This is a genomic window from Paenibacillus sp. SJS-P3 (assembly GCF_056711585.1).
Window position 1 is genome coordinate 4,855,504 of the sequence record NZ_CM160043.1, and the last position, 18,768, is coordinate 4,874,271.

Sequence of the window (18,768 nt, forward strand, 5' to 3'; positions counted from 1 at the left end):
CCACCAGTGTAGTCCTCTATAATTTAAGGATCAATATGCAAAAAGCTTCCCGACTGTCGAAAAACGGATGCCCGTCCCACGATCTGTTCATCTTCATGCGCGAAGCAGACATTTAGGCGGTGATCTGTTGCCAGTACCCAACCGGCGTGTGAGCAAGACCAAACGCGAGCTGAAGGACGCCTTGATCCTGCTCATGGAGACCAAGGAGTTCAAGCACATCACCGTCACGGATATCGTCACCCGGGCGGAGCTGAACCGCGGGACGTTCTACAAGCATTATCAGACGAAAGAAGAGCTTCTCGGAGAGCTCATGAGCGATGTCATGGAGGATCTGATCCGGGCTTACAACGAGCCCTATCTGCATACGGATAAGCTCGTGATCGGCGAGCTGACGACTTCCTCCGTGATCATTTTCAAGCATGTCGATTCCTACTCCGACTTTTACCGGATCATCATCAATTCCAATGCGCTGCCCGGATTCCAGGACCGGATCTGCGGGACGCTGAAGCAATTGGTCATGCAGGAACAGGACACGATGGGAAGCGGCGGCAGCAAGATCGATCCGGATCTGTTCGCCAGCTATATCGCCTATGCCCTCTTCGGGCTCATCGTCGAATGGGTCAAGGAAGGCTACAAATATACGCCGGATCATATGGCGGAGCAGCTGATCAGGATTCTGACGTATCCCTATGATCGAGCGGACGGCAGAGCCCCCAGGTTCTGAACCCGGCATGCAGGATCGGAATCCAACCCGAGCTTTCCGATTGAAGCTCGGCTCGGTCAAAATCAAACTCGCCTTCTGAAGAAGCGCCACGAGCCGCTCCTCTTCTGCCGTCAGGCCCATGGCCAGCTTGCGGTTTCTCGCCTAGAAGACGAAGCGGCCTCGTCGGCCAGCCATGATGATGCCACGCGCGTCTACTGAGGCAGTGCAAGCTGCCATGAAACGCCGAACTTATCCACGATCCAGCCGAATTTCCTGCTGAACGGATACTCGCCCAGAGGCATCAGAACCTCTCCGCCCTCCGACAGGCGCGCATAGACGCGGTCCACTTCTTCTTCGGTGTCGCAAGTAATAAACAGGGAGAACGACGGCGTGAACGTAAAGGCATGCTTGACAAAGCTGTCTATGCACATGATTTCCTGGCCCTTCAAGGAGAACACCGCCTGCTTGACGGTTCCCTCCGGGCCGGGTTCATTCGCTCCATACCGGGTGATGCTCTTGATTTCCGAATCCTCGATCACGGAGATGTATGCCTTCATCGCCGCTTCCGCGTTTCCTTCAAACATCAAAAAGGGTGAAACCTTTTTCATGATCCGTTCCCTCCTTATTTTCTTGCAGTCCAAAAGCCAAGACCATTCCTTCGGATCAGCATTCCAACCGCCAATCGATCGCTCCCTTAGTCTTCGCTGTTCATCTTTTATATATTTGTCAAGTATCGGATGAGGATGACTGAATGCCCCTGCCCCTTCACCGCTGAACGGCGACGGCTATAGATATTTGTTCAGGTTGTTCCACACGATGGCATATCCGCTGGGAAGCAGGTGGATTCCGTCAACGGAATACTCCTTCTTTAAGTTGCCCTCCGCATCGGCCAATCCCTCGTTCACGTCGATGAACGCATAACCATGCTTGGCCGCCAGCAGCTCGATGGCTTGGTTCGCTTCCCGAATCGCCTCGTTCGTCCGGTTGCGGAACACTTCTTCCATCGACTCTCGCGGCACGAAAGGAAACTCCGCCTTGGCATTCACGGGATAATAAGCCATGACGTATACTTGGCAGTCCGGCAATCTCCGGGCGATCCGAGTCAAAATCTCGTCGTAGCCGGCAAGCAGACGCTCCAGCTTGTAATCCGGCGCGCTGATGTCATTGGTTCCGATGTTGATGAAAATGTTGGAGGGCTCCAGCTCGAAGATGCATGCTTCCAACGACTCCAGCAGCTCAGCCGTCACGAAGCCGGCTATGCCGCGGTTATACAGGCAGCAGCTGCGATCCAGCGTTTGCTGCAGCTCGTTGATCGGGAAAAACTCCATCAACGACGACCCCGCAAACACCGTTTGCCCCTTCCGGGCCAGCTGGTTGAGCATCGAGTACTTTTTCGCCTTCTCCTTCTTCTCGTCCTGCGCTTCCGGCCGTACAGCCAACGAATCCGCCCACTGGTCGACAGAAATCACCTCTGCCTGGAGAGGGAACACTTTGTCGATTAAAACGCGATGGACTTCGGGATCGGCATCCAGGCATGCATCGGCAAGCACCTTAAGCACAAAGTCCTCGTCTGCCGCTTCCCGCAGCGTCGACAATACGACTCCGCTCGTGGCGATGCCGCTGAGAATGAGCGTATCGATCTCATTGGCGCGGAGGATGACTTCGAGGTCGCTCCCGGTGAATGCGCCGACCCGCAGCTTGGTCACGATCGGCTCGCCTGCCCGAGGCTGCAGCGAGGAGTGAATGTGCATAGCCGCTTCCGGAACGGCACCTCCGGACCTTCCCGCAATGCCGCCGAACATTTTATTGCGCGCACTGATCTCGGGATAGCCCTCTCGAAACGCCACCCGCACGAAAATAACGGGAATCGAGTGGCGGCGGGCGGTTTCAAGAGCTTTTTGGAACGGGAGCAGCTCATTCTCGTGTTCGATGTAACGCGATACGACGCTGTTTTGCATATCCATGACGAGCAGCGCGCTTTGGCTGCGTGAACTGTGCATGAGCTCGGCCTCCTTTTCTCCAACGTATCGAATTCAACCTGCCGATTGTATTTTCCTGCCCTCCGGGCGAAACGCGGATGCAGATTCAACATAAAGGACCATCCCCAGCCGGGAATGGCCCTTCTCCAATCATATGTTAGTTAGCGTTCTGCTGCTTCAGGTCTTCCAGCGCCTTGTCGATGTCGGCCGACAGGCTTGGGTCCAGATATTGCGGAGCCGAGCGTTTGGCCGGGGACGAGAAGTGGGCGAACGCCTCGGCCTGGGCTTCCATCAACAGCACTTTTTCTTCCACGCGGGCAAACCCTTTGGCGACATTTTCCGTTTGGAACGCGACGACGCTCTGGTTCATCTCCTTCAGCGAACCGGCGACATTGACCCGGGACGCCAGCAGCAGACGGCGATGGCTGTATTCCTCGGACTGGACGAGCAGCTGGCCGATCCTCTCCTCCAACAGCTTCGTCTGCTCTTGAATTGCGGCTTGCTGCGCCTTATAGACAGTCAGCTTTTTCTCCAGCAGCAGCTTCTCCTGCAGCGCCAGCCGGGCAATATGCTCCTCGCCCCTTGTCACGGCCAGCTTGGCCTGACGATCTCTTTTCTCCAGGCCGGCTTCGGTGTCGGCAATGAGAGCGGCTTGCCTTTTTTCAATGAACAGCTGGTTGGCATAAGCGCTCTGGCCCTTCGCCACCTCCTGCTCGAACTCGCGGATGTATTGATCGATCATGTGGAGAGGCTGCTCGAACCTATCCAAGAGCCCGTTCGTTTCCGCCAGAAAAGTGTTCTTGATCCGTTTGAAAATACCCATGTCAGTTCGACTCCTTTTTCGTTGTAGTGGTTTGGTTTTGTTCCCATTGGTCCAGGAATTCGGATGTGGAAGGAATTACGGGAGCAGCAAGGGCTGCGCGAGCTCCGGCTGGTCTCTTCCTTCTCTTGATGGCCCAGAGCAGCAATCCGGCTCCGAGAAGGGTTCCGCCGACAACTGCTCCGGCTCCCCAGCCATCATGCTCGCCGCCTTCGCCTCGCATTCCTCTGTCATGACGGCCGTTCGGTCCCGCGAACCCTTTCCCGCCGCCCTGTGCGGACATGAAGGATGTTCTTTCCTTCTGCTTTCCGTGATGATCGTCGGGCCTGTCCATTTTCGAGGCCAGATTGATGCCGACACCGATTACGGCGATGATCCCGGCTGCAAGCAGGATTTTCTTGATCCAAGGTTTACCAGATCTCATGCTTCATCCATCCTTTCGTTGCGTATTTCTTGTCTACATGGCTCACTATAGGCCCGAAAAGTATAAGTACGGTAAAATGAAAAAGAAAAAAGCACCCTTTCTCCGCCAGCCTGAGAAAGGGTGCCGCATTCAGTTGAGGGGGAATTTCACCGCAAAGGTGCTTCCATCACCTAGAGAGCTCTCGACCTCGATCGTCCCCCGATGGGCATCGACAATCCATTTCGCGATCGATAAGCCGAGGCCGGCGCTGCCTTCGTCCCGGGAACGATGCGCCTCCACCCGGTAGAACCGGTCGAAGATGCGCTGCCTGCCTTCCTCGGGAATGCCTATTCCGGTATCCCGTACGGTCAGCACCCATTGCTTGGCGCTGCTGCCCAGCGCAACGTCCACGGAACCGTTTTCCGGCGTGTACTTGATCGCATTGTCCAGCAGAATGTACACCAGCTGCTTGATGCGCTCGACATCGCCCGTGACCTCCAGCACCTCCGGCAGCTGGGCGGTCAATGAGATCCCGTTCTTGTGAGCCACAGCCTCAAACGCCGTCATCCATTGGCGGACCTTCGGCACCATGTTGAACGAAGCCATCTCGAACTCGACCGAGCCGGAGTCGGAACGGGCCAGCACCAGCAGATGCTGCACCATCCGGCTCATCCGTCCCACTTCTTCCTTCATATCCGACACGACTTCACGGGTGTAGACGGAAAAGTCCTCCCCGTTCTCAAGCTCGATGACATCCAGGGAAGTATTCATGATGCTGAGAGGGGTCCGAAGCTCATGCGACGCGTCAGCCAGAAATTGCTGCTGATGCCTGTATGCCCGCTGGATCGGAAGCATCGCTTTCTTGGACATGGAATAGCTCAGCCATACGGCGATGATGAAAAAGAGCAAAAGAATAAAGAGCAGCACAAGGAGCAGATTTTTGAGCACCTCAAGGTAGAAGGTTACATCTTTGGCCGCATAGATGACGACTGCCTGTCCGTCGGCGGTCATGAGCGGACGCGCGCCTACGAAGAGCAGCCGGTCGCTTTCCTTGAATTTCTTGCCGTCATGGCGGTCCCGGGACTCGGGCAGCCATTGCAGGCGGTATTCGGCCTTGCGCGGATGCCACCGGCCGATCTTCTCCAGGCTGGCGTCTCTGTTTTGCGGGAAGGCATCGCTGCCCGCGATCATTTTTCCGCCTTGATCCAAGATATAGAAGAAATACAGATCCTCCCCTCGGGAGTTGGACAGATCCGGGATCGCTATCCTTCCATTGTCCGTCGCGTACATCGTGGACTGGAGCGAATTGCGCTGCTCCTGATAAGCCATCCCCAGAAAGAAAAGGGAAGCGAGAAGCGAGAACAGAATGAGGAAGACGATGATCAGCCAGGCATAAGTGAACGTCAGCTTTTTTTGCGTTTGAACGAACAGATCGCTCTTTGGGCTTCTTTTATTTTTCAAACCGGTAGCCTACTCCCCTGACGCTGTGGATTCTCGCTTCTCCTTCCGCAGCCTCCAATTTGTCCCGAAGCATCTTGACCGTGACGTCCACATTCTTGTAGGACACCTCGCTGCCGAATCCCCATACGCGATCCAGAATGACCTCCCGGTTCAATACATGGCCGCTGTTCTGAACGAATACATCCAGCAGCTGGTATTCCCGCTGGCTGAGGAAAATCTCCTCCCCGCTCCTGAACAACTGGCGCGAGGTACGGTTCAACGTAAACCTCCCGAACGTCAGCACATCCGCTTGGATAGGGGCGAAATTGCGACGCGTGAGGGAACGGAGGCGCGCCAGCATCTCATCCATCTCGAACGGCTTCGTCAAATAGTCGTCCGCTCCGGCATCAAGCCCGAGCACTTTATCCTGCAGGGCGTCCTTGGCGGTCAACAGGAGGATGGCTTGGCCATAATTCGCGGCGCGCAGGCTCTTGCACACCTCGATTCCATCCGTGCGGGGCATCATCCAGTCCAGGATCAGGACATCATAGGAGGATTGCCTGGCATACTCCAGCGCATCCTCCCCTGTTTCGACCCAATCGACATGGTAGCCGCCTTTTTTCTCCAGCATATATTTCACTAGCTTGCCCAGTTTCTTGTCGTCTTCGGCAAGAAGAATGTTCATCTCGGTTTCACCGCCGCTTGGAAGATTACGTCTAGATTATCACAGAAAAAGTATAAACGCGGTAAAGAGAATGGGGATAGGCGTAAAAGGCTTTGCCCGCGCAAGGAGATAATTTGACGGCTCCGACCTCCTGCAGCGAACCCATCTCCTCCAGCTGCTGGATGTAATAGTCGCTCAGCGTGAAAGCGTCCTCCTCATGCAATCCGCCCTCGATCGTTGCCCGGCAGATAAGGGCGATGCCTGTTATCCGATGATGAATTCCATGGCAGAGGTCCTCATCCGCTCCCTCTCCCCGTTCCGTACGTAGTGCATCAGGACACGCTCATGAGCCAGATTCGCATGGAGCAGCCCGCTGCGGTTTCTACGCCAATATCGGAAGAACGGCCTTTCTTGATTAGAACTCCGCACCTCGAATCTGGCTTTGAACATCCTTTCTACATTATAGCTGCTATCGCCCTGTTCATATCGAACAAGGCTGCCGCTCCTTTGGTCATGCCGGTAACCGCATGTTTCGACGCGCTGTAAGCTACAGCTGTCGGCGCTCTCACCAACCCGCCAACGGACGAATTGAACACATTGCCTGGTGCATTAGTTAAAATGTGTTGAATTCACTTGGTAGCTGATATTATTCAAGACATAATTCGACTTATCATTCACCACTCTGGATTTGATTTCCTAGACACAGCAAATCCCCTTCCAAGGTAGATTTGAATGCTTCTACCTTAGAAGGGGATTATTTGAAACTCCACTATTCAGCTCATTTATTTAGGCTTTGTTCAATTTATCAATCAGAGCTTCACGTGCTGATCGTATTCTCCCTGCTCCTGTCGCATAAGCCCCGTCGAACTAATGTCAGGTCACAGTTCCTGCGTGCTGAATTTCTGAAATGGTCTTCGATGTTCATCATAATACTCTTGATACTTTCCATTCGTGTAGGAGTTGACCAAACTACGCCAAAACGCCTGTGCCTTATAATTGTTCCACATTTCGTGAATGAGCCAGTTCCCAGGAAACATATCGAATATGCTCTTGGCCACAGCCTTACCAACACCTTTTCCCCCGAACTTCTCCATCACAAAAAACTCACCAATTTGATTTGGTTCATCAACGGTTCCCTTGATAACGAGTACAAATCCTGCCAATTCCCCATTAACACGTAGAATGAATGGTTCACGATTCGGGTTATCCCAATATTCATCAAGATCGGGAAGCCCATCATAAAGTCCGCTGTGTTCTTCCAACATGATTGCAGGCATATATTTGCTAAACTCGTACAAATAAAACTGTGACAGATTGTGTACGATAGGTTTCTCCGCTAAGAGTGCTTTGGTTAATTCAATGTGCAATCATAACACCTTCCTGACTGTAAATAGAAAAGTCCTCCATATCTTAGTGTCGTGGTACCTTGTGTTGCGCTATCGTCTCCCGTTAATTGAACCATCACTCCGTTTTTCGACGGTATCCCTCTTCAAGGATTTGTTTCAAACCTTCAATTCTTTTTCCAATAAACATATTCCAAAATGTTTTACCTTTTTCAGCCAGTTCTGTGTGTGAATAAATTCCTTCTTCAAACTTTCCCCAGCAACCATCCTGAGTCAGTTTATCCCACCCTAAGTAATCTGCATAAAGGCGGTTTTCGGATGGTATGTCTGAACCCATTGCATTGGTTGTAACCAATTCTGGACAAAGCCACATAGCTGTACAAACGGACAATAAACCACCGTGCATTTCGTTTAAGCCTTGTAAACCTGCCGCTTCGACCGCTTCTTCCCATGCGAGATGATTATTATGGTTTGCGGTAATCAAGATTATCTGAGGATATTTGTAATTAATTTGCTTGACGAAGGCTCCCTCCCAATAGGAACCGCCATGTCCAGTACAGACCAAAAACTTCCTGAATCCTTGTCTTATTAGGTTGCAAATAATTTCCTCCAACATGGCTGTTAAAACATTAGGGCTTACCGTAACTGTCCCCTTGAAATGAGCATGTTCTTCAGAGGTGTTAAACGGAATTGTAGGCAACACGTAAGCATTTAGCTCTCTTCCATAAGCATGGGCATAAAGCTCTGCTATTAGCGTATCCAGATGCATTGGTAGGTACGGTCCAAACTGTTCCGTCGCTCCTACCGATAGAACAGCTGTATCAATCCCACTTTCTGAAAGTTCCATTGTCGTGTTCTTATAACTAAGCATACTTGCACTCCTTAAAAGGCTTGATTTTTTAAATTGTACCATTATTGGATGGTGGAAAACGGCTATAACTAAACTATTCAGACGATTTGTAATTAAACTCTACTGTCCTTTAGCTGAATGCCCTTGCACACCTTAGTTAGCAAGGACAGATCGAGTCGATAATCTTTGACATGCTATAATCAAAATTTTCAATGTATTTCTCTCTGGGAAAGTTGTGGAGGCGTTGCTGAAATCTGTGCCAGTAACAGATCTTGCTGTGAGTGTACGTAATCCAGAGAAAGCTGAAGGCTTGCGGGCAAGGGGAGTCGAAGTTCGGCATGGAGATTTTGATCATTCAGCAGGCTGGTGTTAAATTTATTGCTTATACCAGCATGCCGAATGCAAAGGAAAGTAAGAATCTTTTGGTTCCGACTCATCCAAAGAAGTTTCCGTACAACAGGTGGATGACGCTACTTATGCTAACATCATGAAGGATGCAGGATTACCCGATTTTGTAGTCCGTATCTTCGTAGCCAGCCAACAGGGTATTCGAGAGGGGACATTGGCAATCGAAAGCAATGATTTTGAAAAAGTGCTCGGTCGTCCACTAATGCCAATCAACCAAGCACTTCGTCAAATCATTGGCGAACTTGGGAACAACCGAAAGCTTTTAGATTATGCGAAACAAGCGTCCGATGTTCATTCTGACGCCATCTACATCCAAGCGTTGATTCACCTCCAAAAAATAGAAAAGGCTATTGATGTATGTCTTTATACACCAATAGCCTTTTATGTTTGATTCCTATTCATTTTTTTGTCTCATCCTTCCTGCTCACGACAGTTATATAATAATGTCGTGTGTATTATCATTCCTAAAAACGTTGGATTTTTTATGGCTATCATAGGTTTGGTCAAGGGTTGTTTTTCTGTCCTATCGCGCCTTTCCACTGGTAGGAACCAATTTGCGCATGGTTCAATTGTTCCCATATATTTCCTCGATATGCGAGTCACTTGAGTGTGACAATTATTATGAATCATTGTATACTTTTCTGAAAGTACACACTTATTTGTAAGATAGTATCTTAATATATACTGATAGGGGGTTAAGACTTGGGTGACCAACAATTTAAATCCTCCGTGGAAATGACACTGAAAGTAATCGGCGGCAAGTGGAAGCCGGTTATTCTTTGCCATCTTACCGAGGGAGCCAAAAGATTCGGAGAGCTTCGCCGCGATATGCCGGCCATCACACAAAAGATGTTGACTCAACAATTAAGGGAGCTTGAAGATGATGGCATCCTGAACCGAAAAGTATATACGCAGGTGCCTCCAAAGGTGGAATATAGCTTGACGGAATATGGTCTTACCTTGAAAGAAGTATTGAATGTGATGGCGAAATGGGGTCTACAGCATTTGACAACCGTTACAGACCAGCATGATTTACCACCAACGGAACATTCATAAAAATTGAACAAAAAACTCAAAATAAGAACCTTGGGAAACCGAGGTCCTTTTTTATTTCATCACAGTTTCTTTTTTGACACTACATTCTTTTTAGTGCTTTTTTTGATCGTTAGGTTTAGAATGAAGTCCGATTTACTTAAAACCAACACCAAGGAGTGGCAGAGCATGGAACTTCAATTAGCGCTGGATCTTGTCGACATCCCTCAAGCCAAAGAGGTTGTAAAAGAAGTCGAAGCTTACATTGACATTGTGGAGATCGGCACGCCGGTCGTTATCAATGAGGGATTAAGAGCCGTGAAGGAAATCAAAGACGCTTTTCCCCATCTTAAAGTCCTTGCCGATTTAAAGGTCATGGATGCAGCTGGCTACGAGGTCATGAAGGCTTCCGAAGCAGGAGCAGATATTGTTACGATTCTTGGCGTTGCCGAGGATATGACGATCAAAGGAGCCGTTGAAGAAGCTAAGAAACAGGGAAAGAAAATTCTCGTCGATATGATCGGCGTAAAAAACCTTGAGCAGCGGGCTAAAGAAGTAGATGCCTTTGGTGTGGACTATATTTGCGTCCATACCGGTTATGATCTGCAGGCCGTCGGGAAAAACTCTTTTGAAGACCTTCAGACAATCAAACGAGTAGTCAAAAATGCGAAAACCGCTGTAGCCGGAGGTATTAAATTAAGCACGCTGCCGGATGTCGTCAAATCCCAGCCGGACCTCGTCATTGTCGGCGGCGGCATTACCAGCGAAAAAGATAAAAAAGCTGCCGCTGCAGAAATGCAAAAAATGGTCAAGCAAGGCCCCTCTGTATAATGCAGACCGTACAGTACCTTGCTCACATCCGCAATGAGCTGAACTCAGTCGCGGATGTAATTTCCGATGCTGAGGCAGAGGCACTGATCTCGACACTTCTTCATGCGCGGAGAGTTTATGTAGCCGGTGCTGGCCGCTCAGGCTTGATGGTGCGTTCCTTTGCCATGCGGCTTATGCATTTGGGCTTAGAAGCTTACGTCGTTGGGGAAACGATAGCTCCAGGCTTAGCCCAAGGGGATCTGCTTCTTATCGCTACAGGCTCAGGGGAAACAAAAAGTTTGATTCCCATGACTCAAAAAGCAAAGAGTCTTCAAGCTTCTGTAGCGGCTGTTACCATTTCTCCACAATCGACAATCGGCAAATTGGCGGACATTACGGTAACTATGCCTGGTTCACCCAAAGAGCAACAGGGGAACCAAACCATTCAACCGATGGGATCCCTGTTTGAGCAAACCCTGTTATTATTTTTCGATGCTGTCGTATTACGAATTATGGAGATCAAATCTATAGATTCTCAAACCATGTTAAGTCGCCATGCGAATCTGGAGTAGATCGGACAAAACAAGGCGCTGAAATAGCGGAAATTAGATTTTTTATCAGGGTAAAATGTCGTCAATTGTGATGCATTTTACCCCTTTTTTGCGCATGTCATCTCTGGGACACGGTTTTATGATTTTTGTCTAAAGCATAAAATTTGATTTTGGATGTAAAGTAAAGTAATATAGAGATATCGCAAATTACCAATATCCTTTTGTTCGATTAATTTATACGCATTCCAAGCAAAATAGACTTTAATAAGATCAGAAAGGGGCGGGAACCGTTGAATCGGGAATCAACAATGATAAATGACGAACAGGCAGTCGAAATTTTCAAGGCTCTGTCAAATCAGATAAGAGTAAATATTCTGCAAATGTTGAAAGAACCTGATCATAATTTTTCCCCGCAGGCCCATGTCATCAAAGAAAAAGACTTTGATGGCGGGGTTTGTGTTAGTGATATTCGCAGCAAAGTAGGACTATCACAGCCCACCACCTCCCAGTACTTGTCTATTTTATTGCAAAGCGGGCTGGTGGAAATGAAACGAATCGGACAATGGACTTATTATCGACGCAATGAGGAAACCATTAAACAATTTGAAAAATATATAGGCATAAAAATATAACCTTTTAAGGAGGACCATGAGTGAGTTTTCAAAATCATCGTGCCTATAACAGCATGTACCGGAAAGACAAAATGACACTTGGATTTGTCCTCCCGACTGCCAGGATGTCTAAAAATCCGATTATGGAGAATCAGCTGGAGCTTGCCCGTAAAATTGAGGAATATGGCTTTGCTTCATTATGGCTCCGTGATACTACGATGCAGAATTTGAATATTGATGATAACGGCCAAATGTACGATTTATGGATTTATTTGACGTATCTTGCTGCCTATACGAAGCACATTGCGTTAGTGACAGGAAGTATAGTTCTCCCTTTGCGCCACCCCGTCAGGGTAGCCAAGGAAGCTGCATCAATCGATCGATTGTTTCCAGGTCGATTGATTATGGGAGTGGCATCCGGGGACAGGGAAAAGGACTTTATAGCTTTAGGGATATCCAAGCAAGAAAGCGGTCCGTTATTTAAAGAAAATTTCGAAATTCTCGACCGCCTGTTGAAAGAGGATCAGCCTACAATTCACAGTCACGCCGGGCTGATCGATGGTACAGATATGAGGTTGATTCCAAAGCCAGTATCTTCGATTCCTACCATGGTGACTGGATTTAGCAATCAGTCAATCGATTGGATAGCCAGGAATGGGGATGGGTGGCTTCAATACCCAAGAAGCATTATTCAACAGGCGCAGCTTATTCATGATTATCGTGCTTTAACTGAAGTTCATGCTCCAGGGGATTTCAAACCCTTCTCTCAAAGCTTGTTCATCGATTTATCGGAAAATCCCGATGAACTGCCCGTCCCCATACCCTTAGGCTATTCCGTGGGAAGAAACCGTTTAGTTGATCTCCTTCATCAATTTCAAGAGATTGGTGTCAACCATTTGGCGTTTGTTCTGTATTTTTCCAAGCGCCCTCCAGAGGAAGTAATCGAGGAACTTGGAGAATTTGTCTTACCTCACTTCCCAACCCATAAAGGTACAGGCCAGTTTTAAAAAATTAAATTGTATAAAAGGAGGAAGAATGATGACAAAGAAAATAGAACTTTCAGTACTAGATCCCTCCCCAATTGTCGAGGGAGGATCAGCCGAACTTTCCCTTCAAAACACGCTTGATCTTGCAAAGAAAACAGAGCAATGGGGATATAAACGGTTTTGGCTTGCTGAACATCATAATTGGGCAGGAATGGCGAGTTCAGCATCCCCGATCGTAATTGGACGAGTAGCCTCTGTCACGGAAAAAATGCGTATTGGATCAGGCGCAATGCTTCTTTCCCATTATTCTCCTCTTTCCGTCGCTGAGCAATTTGGAACATTAGAAACCTTCTTCCCTGGCCGGATCGACCTTGGATTGGGGCGGGCACCAGGCACCGACCAATATACAGCAAATGTATTGCGGCAGCGGGTTGCTGGTGAACCTGAATTCGATGCCCGGCTTGAGGAGCTTATCGCATATCTTTATGGTACAGGAACAACCACTAAGAATGGTTCATTTAGCTTTCACGCCATTCCCGGCGAAAAAACAAATGTGCCAATTTGGCTGTTAGGTTCAGCGTTTTACAGTGCACAATTGGCTGGAATACTGGGGTTGCCATTCTCTTTCGCTGGACATTTTGCTCCCGGCAACATGATGGAGGCCATAAAACTGTACCGGGATTCTTTTCGTCCGTCTCAATTTTTGGAGGAGCCTTATGTACTGTTAGCCGTTCAAGTGGTGGCTGCTGATGAGAAACAGGAGGCACAAAGGCTTGCCACTTCGATGTATCAAAAATTTCTTTTGTTAACCCGCGGACAGTCATCGCCCCTTTTGCCTCCTGTTGATAATATGGACGAGCTTGGGAACGATAATGAACGGAGGGCGGTTGAAGAACAGCTTTTCACTTCCATCATCGGGGACCCTGCAGGTGTGAAGCAGCAGCTCCATGAGTTAATAGAAAAAACTGACGCTGATGAAATTATGGCTCATACAGAGATTTTTGATCATAAGGCACGGCTCCGCTCTTATGAAATTTTGGCTCAGGCTGCAGTAAATTAAACGTGTCCAGTCTAATAAAGGAGGTATTTCTGCAGATATTAAATCACTTAAATTATAGGTTTGAACCGACGTAATTTTTAAAGAAAGAAGATGAGCATATGCCTGAAAATAATACAAAACAAATTACGGATATTCCATTCTCGGTCCTGGATCTCTCTCCAATTGCAGATGGAAGTACGCCGGCTGATTCTTTTCGCAATACTTTGGAGCTGGCCCGGCTCGCTGAAAAGCTGGGGTATAACCGATATTGGCTCGCTGAGCATCATAATATTCCATTTATCGCCAGCTCTGCAACATCGGTAGTCATTTCCCATGTTGCAGCAGGAACGTCAAAAATCCGGGTAGGTTCAGGCGGCATCATGCTGCCGAATCATGCACCTCTTGTTATTGCTGAGCAATTTGGCACTCTGGAATCATTATATCCAGGACGTATTGATCTTGGCTTGGGCCGTGCACCAGGCACTGACCAGCTTACCGCACGTGCTTTAAGACGTGACTTGAGAAGTTCAGGAGAAGATTTCCCTGAGCAGCTGGCTGAGCTCCGGAATTACTTTGACCCTTCTCTGGCACAAGGACATAGTCATGTTAAAGCAATTCCGGGTGAAGGATTAAACATACCTGTTTGGCTGTTAGGTTCAAGCGGATACAGTGCCCAGCTGGCAGGAGAGCTTGGACTGCCGTTTGCATTTGCGAGCCATTTCTCGCCGCATAACACACTGCCGGCTATCCAGCTGTACCGCAGTTCGTTTAAGCCTTCTAAAGTACTGGACAAGCCGCATGCAATGGTAGGGCTTAACATCATTGCAGCCGACACAGATCAAGAAGCTGAGCGGCTCGCTACAACATTGCAGCAGCAGTTCTTGAATTTGATGCGCGGGAAGGAAGTCCCATTGCAGCCGCCAGTGGATAATATTAATAATTTAGCGAGAGACTATGAAATAGCTGCCCTTGAGAATCAATTAGGAACTTCGATTGTCGGCAGTCCTCAAACCGTAAAAGAAAAACTGGAAAAGTTTTTGGCTGAAAGCCAAGCCGATGAAATCATGGCAATCGCCCAGGTATACGATCATAAGGCCCGCCTCCATTCCTATGAAATATTGGCAGAAATTACTCAGCTAAAGTAGGTCAAAACTGGCCGATGTTTATGGCGAGCTTTACCCTGTAACAAAACTTGATGTAAACAAAAGGAGAAAAAAGATGAATCCAAAATATGAACCTGCTTTTAAACCATTTACCTTCCGTTCTGGAGTTGAAATAAAGAACCATATTACAATGGCACCCATGACCAATACGGCGTCACATGAAAATGGTGAAGTATCAGACGAAGAAGTTGCGTATTATCAAGAACGTGCCGGTGGTGTAGGAGCGGTAATCACCGCATGCACATACGTCACCAGGAATGGAAAAGGTTTCCCGGGCGAATTTGGTGCCGATTCCGATTCCCTAATCCCTAGTTTAAAACGTGTGGCGACAGCTATACAGGAAAAAGGTTCAAAGGCGATTTTACAAATTTTTCACGGTGGCAGAATGTGCCCGCCTGAAGAATTGCTCGATCGTCAACCGATTGCTCCGAGTGCGGTAGCAGCGGACCGAGACGATGCCGTGGTACCTCGGGAAATGACAGCAGACGAAATCGATGAAATTATTAAAGCATTTGGTGAAGCAACCAGAAGAGCAATCGAAGCTGGGTATGATGGAGTTGAAATCCATGGTGCCAACACGTATTTGATTCAGCAATTCTTTTCTCCCCACTCCAATCGCAGAACTGACAAGTGGGGTGGAACACTGGAAAAACGTATGTCCTTCCCGCTTGCTGTAGTTGACGCTGTTAAAAAAGCAGTTTCTGACCATGCGACAAAACCTTTTATCGTCGGCTATCGGTTATCGCCTGAAGAAAGAGAGAATCCTGGCATCACCATGGAAGATACGTTGCAATTGGTGGACAAGTTAGCGGACCAGGACCTGGATTATCTCCATATTTCTGTCGGCGCCTTTTGGAACGGATCAGTCCGTGATAGTAACGATCAGACATCCCGAGTTGTTATGATCCATGAGCGTATCGGTGATCGTGTTCCTGTGATGGGTGTTGGCATGCTGCGGACACCCGAGGAAGTGATGAAAGCATTTGAAACAGGTGTGCCTTTGATCGCTTTAGGCAGGGAATTGATAATGGAACCTCAGTGGGTACAAAAAGTACAAGCCGGTGAAGAAGACAAAATCCGTACAACTTTATCTAAAAAAGATCAAAAAGAACTGGCCATTTCTGATAAAATGTGGGAGTACTATACAGGCTTCCCTGGCTGGTTTCCTATTGTATAAGGAGTTCGATTCCATCTCTGCTTCTTGAATTGTTCAACAAAAAATGGAATCGTGATGGTTATTGTCCTTGCTCAGCAAGCATAAGAACAACCTTATAAACTTTAAAGAGGCTGTCCCATAAGTGAGCTTATGGGCAGCCTCTTTGCTATCTATCGATTGTACTTTTTGCGTGGATGCCAACAAAAAAGGCAGCTCCCTGATGAGGGATAGCTACCTTCGTTTAAGATTATTATGAACAGGTAGGAGCAGGGCATTCATCAATTCTCATACGAAGTAAACCATATGGTTTTTCCCGCAGGTCTCTTCCATAATGAAATCTCGCCTGCCGATGTAATTGATTCACAATGACATATAAGTATTGATCGGGGCCAATAGAAAAAGTATCCGGCCATAAAATTCTCGGGTCATGTGCGATCGTTTCCATTGTGCCATTCGGCAATATCTTCCGGATACTGTTGTTTTCATAGTCTCCCGCATAAACGGTTCCTTTTGCGCCGGTGATCATTCCATCAGACGCACCTTTTTCCCCCCAATACTGCACATATTGGGATAAATCCATGTCCGGTATCCTTCTGTCTCTTAAGGCTTCTGTTGAGATCGAGAACAGCTGACGGCTTGTTAGCGGAGCGTAAAATAAAACCTTTCCATCAGGAGAAATCGCTAAACTATCGGAAGCCAATCTAAATGGGGAAGTCGAACCGTCCGGGTATCGATTCATCAAGATTTTACCTTCTACTTTCGGTAACATATAGGGATCAGGTGATGTTGACATTGCCCCATTTAACCGCCTAAACGCATTCCCATTTTCTAAATCTACGACGATAACAGCCCCTGGCCCCCTGGTAGAAGAATCCGTTATATATGCATAGCCCGCTCTTCCAACCCGGAAATCCAAACGGACATCATTCAGATAAGTTGTTGGCAAGACAACATCTTCTGTAAAGGTATATACTCTCCTTATTGTATTCGTGCTTAAATCAACAGCAACTAATTTTGCTCCCCCTTGAATAGGTTCAGAAAAATTCGGTGCCCCTGTATCCAGTACCCAAAGTGTTCCTCTTCCATCAGCAACGATACTTTGGACACTGACGAAAGACTTCGTAATATTTTCAGGATTAACCAAATTGGTTTCTAAATTGGGATAAGGCCGCAATTCACCCTCGACAATTTCCGCCACAGTAAATTGAACGTCGTCTCCCCATTTCGGAAAGCATACAAAAATACGACAGGTTTCGGAAACGCTGACACCTGTGGGCATAGCCCCATAAAAAGCATGCACCAGTTCAAACTGTCCAAAATATTTTTCCATAGATAACATAGGTTGCATGATATCCTCCTCATCAAATCCGAACGGATATCACCTATATATGATGAGAATTTTTTGTAGTGCCTGGTTCTTGATAATTTTTCACGGTTTCGCTCGTCGTGGCAAGTGCTCGAATACGCCCCCGTCCCAAAGCAGGGCCGTTAATCACATCGTTTTCCTGTTAGCGCACATAAAAAGAGCAGGTTGCTAGGAGGCGACCTGCTCTTTGTTTATTGAGTTATATGTTCTACACGGTAAATTTGTTTCATTTGCTCCACGGATACTTCCCGAGGGTTGGATGGCGTACAAGGGTCCTCAACGGCTCCCGCTGCCATCTGATCCAAATGCTTTTCGAAGTCCGTGCTTGTCCGTATCGCCGGGCATTAGCCAAGCCGTGCGGGATTTTAAAAATCGCTCCGCTTTTATGAGATAAGCTGTGCACAATCCCAAAAAATCTACCCCTGGTTAATCAATTCACGCATTGCCGCAGCTGCAGCTTTCTTATCCGCCTGGCCAGTAATACCGCCGCCTACAATCACCAGATCCGGCTGAGCTTTAACGACTTCCGGCAGTGTGTCGAGCTTGATGCCGCCTGCAACTGCAGTTTTCGCGTTTTTCACCACACGTTTAATGGTTTGCAGGTCATCGAAAGAATTTTGACCAACAGCTTGCAGATCATAACCGGTGTGCACACAAATGTAATCTACGCCGAACGCATCTACTTCTTTTGCACGTTGTTCCAAATTTTTAACAGCAATCATATCAATCAGGATTTTTTTTCCTTGTTTTTTAGCCTCTTCAACGGCACCTTTAATAGTCATATCTTCAGCCGCACCGAGGATTGTGACGATGTCTGCACCCGCCTCGGAAGCTTTCATCACTTCGTAGCCAGCAGCATCCATTACTTTAAGGTCCGCCAGCACTTTCAAATTCGGGAATGCCTGCTTCATTTCTTTAACGGCCCGAAGACCTTCGTTGATGACAACTGGAGTGCCGATTTCTACGATGTCCACGTATTGCTCTACTTCCTTGACAAGTGCAATACTTTCCGGGATGTTTACTAGATCCAATGCTAATTGAAGTTCCATGTGTTTCGCTCCCATTCCAATATTTCAATTACGCCAGAGTGTAATTGTTTTCTTTACAGTTACTATTCTAATACGTACAAATCATTTTCGAAAGTACGTACTTTAATCATACATAGTGTTTATAAAGTTATATAGTATCTTTAACCATACTATTAGGGAGCTGCTTGTGCTCGTCTAGAGTTAACTTGCGATAAAATAGGTATGGGGGTGAGAAAATGCAACGTGGTTCACATAAAGAGTTTAATTGCGAAAAGGAATTGACACTCTATGTCATTGGCGGAAAATGGAAAATGAATATCTCTTATCCCGGATATCACACAAAAAATGCTGGTCAATTACCTGCGCGAACTGGAAGAAGACCAGATCGTTCATCGAGGGATCGCATTGATTACTAC

General features: G+C 47.7%; 20 protein-coding genes and 2 pseudogenes. 11 read left to right on the forward strand and 11 right to left on the reverse strand.

The window, feature by feature from the left end; translation table 11 throughout:
* Nucleotides 1-127: 127 nt before the first annotated feature.
* On the forward strand, nucleotides 128-724 hold the full coding sequence (locus tag AC06G8_RS22170; RefSeq protein ID WP_447663297.1) for a TetR/AcrR family transcriptional regulator: 597 nt from the start codon (nucleotides 128-130) through the stop codon (nucleotides 722-724).
* A gap of 191 nt (nucleotides 725-915) precedes the next feature.
* On the opposite strand, the gene AC06G8_RS22175 is transcribed toward AC06G8_RS22170, so the two are convergent.
* From AC06G8_RS22175 to AC06G8_RS22215, 9 genes are all read right to left on the reverse strand, one after another.
* Nucleotides 916-1,311: a VOC family protein gene (locus tag AC06G8_RS22175; RefSeq protein WP_447663298.1), complete on the reverse strand. Its 396-nt coding sequence runs from the start codon at nucleotides 1,309-1,311 to the stop codon at nucleotides 916-918.
* 177 nt (nucleotides 1,312-1,488) lie between these two features.
* Nucleotides 1,489-2,703 (reverse strand): isochorismatase family protein, encoded by a 1,215-nt coding sequence (locus tag AC06G8_RS22180; RefSeq protein ID WP_480283990.1) that lies wholly within the window; start codon nucleotides 2,701-2,703, stop codon nucleotides 1,489-1,491.
* A gap of 136 nt (nucleotides 2,704-2,839) precedes the next feature.
* Nucleotides 2,840-3,505, reverse strand: coding sequence for a PspA/IM30 family protein (locus AC06G8_RS22185; protein WP_447663300.1), 666 nt, complete (start codon nucleotides 3,503-3,505; stop codon nucleotides 2,840-2,842).
* A 1-nt stretch (nucleotide 3,506) separates the two neighbouring features.
* Nucleotides 3,507-3,926 carry a hypothetical protein gene (locus AC06G8_RS22190; protein WP_447663301.1) on the reverse strand — a complete coding sequence of 140 codons (420 nt, stop codon included), beginning with the start codon at nucleotides 3,924-3,926 and terminating at the stop codon, nucleotides 3,507-3,509.
* Between the two features lie 129 nt (nucleotides 3,927-4,055).
* Entirely contained in the window at nucleotides 4,056-5,366 is a 1,311-nt protein-coding gene (locus AC06G8_RS22195; RefSeq protein ID WP_447663302.1) for a sensor histidine kinase, read from the reverse strand.
* On the reverse strand, nucleotides 5,356-6,030 hold the full coding sequence (locus AC06G8_RS22200; protein ID WP_447663303.1) for a response regulator transcription factor: 675 nt from the start codon (nucleotides 6,028-6,030) through the stop codon (nucleotides 5,356-5,358). Before AC06G8_RS22200 ends, AC06G8_RS22195 begins: the two co-directional genes overlap by 11 nt.
* 434 nt (nucleotides 6,031-6,464) lie before the next feature.
* A complete protein-coding gene (locus AC06G8_RS22205; RefSeq protein ID WP_447663304.1) occupies nucleotides 6,465-6,605 on the reverse strand; it encodes an SDR family NAD(P)-dependent oxidoreductase in 141 nt (46 codons plus the stop codon).
* A 282-nt stretch (nucleotides 6,606-6,887) separates the two neighbouring features.
* Nucleotides 6,888-7,376, reverse strand: coding sequence for a GNAT family N-acetyltransferase (locus AC06G8_RS22210; protein ID WP_447663305.1), 489 nt, complete (start codon nucleotides 7,374-7,376; stop codon nucleotides 6,888-6,890).
* 94 nt (nucleotides 7,377-7,470) lie between these two features.
* Nucleotides 7,471-8,223 (reverse strand): creatininase family protein, encoded by a 753-nt coding sequence (locus AC06G8_RS22215; protein ID WP_447663306.1) that lies wholly within the window; start codon nucleotides 8,221-8,223, stop codon nucleotides 7,471-7,473.
* Between the two features lie 175 nt (nucleotides 8,224-8,398).
* On the opposite strand from AC06G8_RS22215, the pseudogene AC06G8_RS22220 reads away from it, so the two are divergent.
* The 9 genes and pseudogenes from AC06G8_RS22220 to AC06G8_RS22260 all read left to right on the forward strand — a co-directional run.
* Nucleotides 8,399-8,854 (forward strand): annotated as a pseudogene (locus AC06G8_RS22220) (Rossmann-fold NAD(P)-binding domain-containing protein); the annotation flags it as partial.
* Between the two features lie 491 nt (nucleotides 8,855-9,345).
* Nucleotides 9,346-9,666 carry a winged helix-turn-helix transcriptional regulator gene (locus AC06G8_RS22225; RefSeq protein WP_447663423.1) on the forward strand — a complete coding sequence of 107 codons (321 nt, stop codon included), beginning with the start codon at nucleotides 9,346-9,348 and terminating at the stop codon, nucleotides 9,664-9,666.
* 165 nt (nucleotides 9,667-9,831) lie between these two features.
* Nucleotides 9,832-10,473 (forward strand): 3-hexulose-6-phosphate synthase, encoded by a 642-nt coding sequence (hxlA, locus tag AC06G8_RS22230; RefSeq protein ID WP_447663307.1) that lies wholly within the window; start codon nucleotides 9,832-9,834, stop codon nucleotides 10,471-10,473.
* A complete protein-coding gene (gene hxlB / locus AC06G8_RS22235) occupies nucleotides 10,473-11,024 on the forward strand; it encodes a 6-phospho-3-hexuloisomerase (protein ID WP_447663308.1) in 552 nt (183 codons plus the stop codon). Before hxlA (AC06G8_RS22230) ends, hxlB begins: the two co-directional genes overlap by 1 nt.
* A gap of 287 nt (nucleotides 11,025-11,311) precedes the next feature.
* On the forward strand, nucleotides 11,312-11,635 hold the full coding sequence (locus AC06G8_RS22240; RefSeq protein ID WP_447663424.1) for an ArsR/SmtB family transcription factor: 324 nt from the start codon (nucleotides 11,312-11,314) through the stop codon (nucleotides 11,633-11,635).
* A 20-nt stretch (nucleotides 11,636-11,655) separates the two neighbouring features.
* Entirely contained in the window at nucleotides 11,656-12,621 is a 966-nt protein-coding gene (locus tag AC06G8_RS22245) for a TIGR03571 family LLM class oxidoreductase (RefSeq protein WP_447663309.1), read from the forward strand.
* Between the two features lie 31 nt (nucleotides 12,622-12,652).
* Nucleotides 12,653-13,660, forward strand: a complete 1,008-nt coding sequence (locus tag AC06G8_RS22250) for an LLM class flavin-dependent oxidoreductase (protein ID WP_447663425.1) — start codon at nucleotides 12,653-12,655, stop codon at nucleotides 13,658-13,660.
* Between the two features lie 98 nt (nucleotides 13,661-13,758).
* Nucleotides 13,759-14,784, forward strand: coding sequence for an LLM class flavin-dependent oxidoreductase (locus AC06G8_RS22255; protein WP_480283991.1), 1,026 nt, complete (start codon nucleotides 13,759-13,761; stop codon nucleotides 14,782-14,784).
* 73 nt (nucleotides 14,785-14,857) lie between these two features.
* Nucleotides 14,858-15,979, forward strand: coding sequence for an NADH-dependent flavin oxidoreductase (locus tag AC06G8_RS22260; protein ID WP_480283992.1), 1,122 nt, complete (start codon nucleotides 14,858-14,860; stop codon nucleotides 15,977-15,979).
* A gap of 229 nt (nucleotides 15,980-16,208) precedes the next feature.
* Here the strand turns inward: AC06G8_RS22260 and AC06G8_RS22265 are convergent, their stop codons facing one another.
* Both AC06G8_RS22265 and hxlA (AC06G8_RS22270) read right to left on the reverse strand, forming a co-directional pair.
* Nucleotides 16,209-17,306, reverse strand: a complete 1,098-nt coding sequence (locus AC06G8_RS22265) for an L-dopachrome tautomerase-related protein (RefSeq protein WP_447663312.1) — start codon at nucleotides 17,304-17,306, stop codon at nucleotides 16,209-16,211.
* Nucleotides 17,307-17,740: 434 nt separating this feature from the next.
* Complete coding sequence (hxlA, locus tag AC06G8_RS22270; RefSeq protein ID WP_480283993.1) at nucleotides 17,741-18,373, reverse strand: 3-hexulose-6-phosphate synthase; 633 nt, start codon at nucleotides 18,371-18,373, stop codon at nucleotides 17,741-17,743.
* 215 nt (nucleotides 18,374-18,588) lie between these two features.
* On the opposite strand from hxlA (AC06G8_RS22270), the pseudogene AC06G8_RS22275 reads away from it, so the two are divergent.
* Nucleotides 18,589-18,754: pseudogene (locus AC06G8_RS22275) on the forward strand (winged helix-turn-helix transcriptional regulator); the annotation flags it as partial.
* Nucleotides 18,755-18,768: the final 14 nt, after the last annotated feature.

Bases quoted from the DNA above. Each gene is read 5' to 3' on its own strand.
- AC06G8_RS22215 (WP_447663306.1), bottom strand. From the start codon at position 8,223: ATGCTTAGTTATAAGAACACGACAATGGAACTTTCAGAAAGTGGGATT.
- AC06G8_RS22265 (WP_447663312.1), bottom strand. From the start codon at position 17,306: ATGCAACCTATGTTATCTATGGAAAAATATTTTGGACAGTTTGAACTG.
- hxlB (WP_447663308.1), top strand. From the start codon at position 10,473: ATGCAGACCGTACAGTACCTTGCTCACATCCGCAATGAGCTGAACTCA.
- hxlA (WP_447663307.1), top strand. From the start codon at position 9,832: ATGGAACTTCAATTAGCGCTGGATCTTGTCGACATCCCTCAAGCCAAA.
- AC06G8_RS22185 (WP_447663300.1), bottom strand. From the start codon at position 3,505: ATGGGTATTTTCAAACGGATCAAGAACACTTTTCTGGCGGAAACGAAC.
- AC06G8_RS22180 (WP_480283990.1), bottom strand. From the start codon at position 2,703: ATGCACAGTTCACGCAGCCAAAGCGCGCTGCTCGTCATGGATATGCAA.
- AC06G8_RS22250 (WP_447663425.1), top strand. From the start codon at position 12,653: ATGACAAAGAAAATAGAACTTTCAGTACTAGATCCCTCCCCAATTGTC.
- AC06G8_RS22175 (WP_447663298.1), bottom strand. From the start codon at position 1,311: ATGAAAAAGGTTTCACCCTTTTTGATGTTTGAAGGAAACGCGGAAGCG.
- AC06G8_RS22200 (WP_447663303.1), bottom strand. From the start codon at position 6,030: ATGAACATTCTTCTTGCCGAAGACGACAAGAAACTGGGCAAGCTAGTG.
- AC06G8_RS22190 (WP_447663301.1), bottom strand. From the start codon at position 3,926: ATGAGATCTGGTAAACCTTGGATCAAGAAAATCCTGCTTGCAGCCGGG.
- AC06G8_RS22260 (WP_480283992.1), top strand. From the start codon at position 14,858: ATGAATCCAAAATATGAACCTGCTTTTAAACCATTTACCTTCCGTTCT.
- AC06G8_RS22240 (WP_447663424.1), top strand. From the start codon at position 11,312: ATGATAAATGACGAACAGGCAGTCGAAATTTTCAAGGCTCTGTCAAAT.
- hxlA (WP_480283993.1), bottom strand. From the start codon at position 18,373: ATGGAACTTCAATTAGCATTGGATCTAGTAAACATCCCGGAAAGTATT.
- AC06G8_RS22225 (WP_447663423.1), top strand. From the start codon at position 9,346: ATGACACTGAAAGTAATCGGCGGCAAGTGGAAGCCGGTTATTCTTTGC.
- AC06G8_RS22255 (WP_480283991.1), top strand. From the start codon at position 13,759: ATGCCTGAAAATAATACAAAACAAATTACGGATATTCCATTCTCGGTC.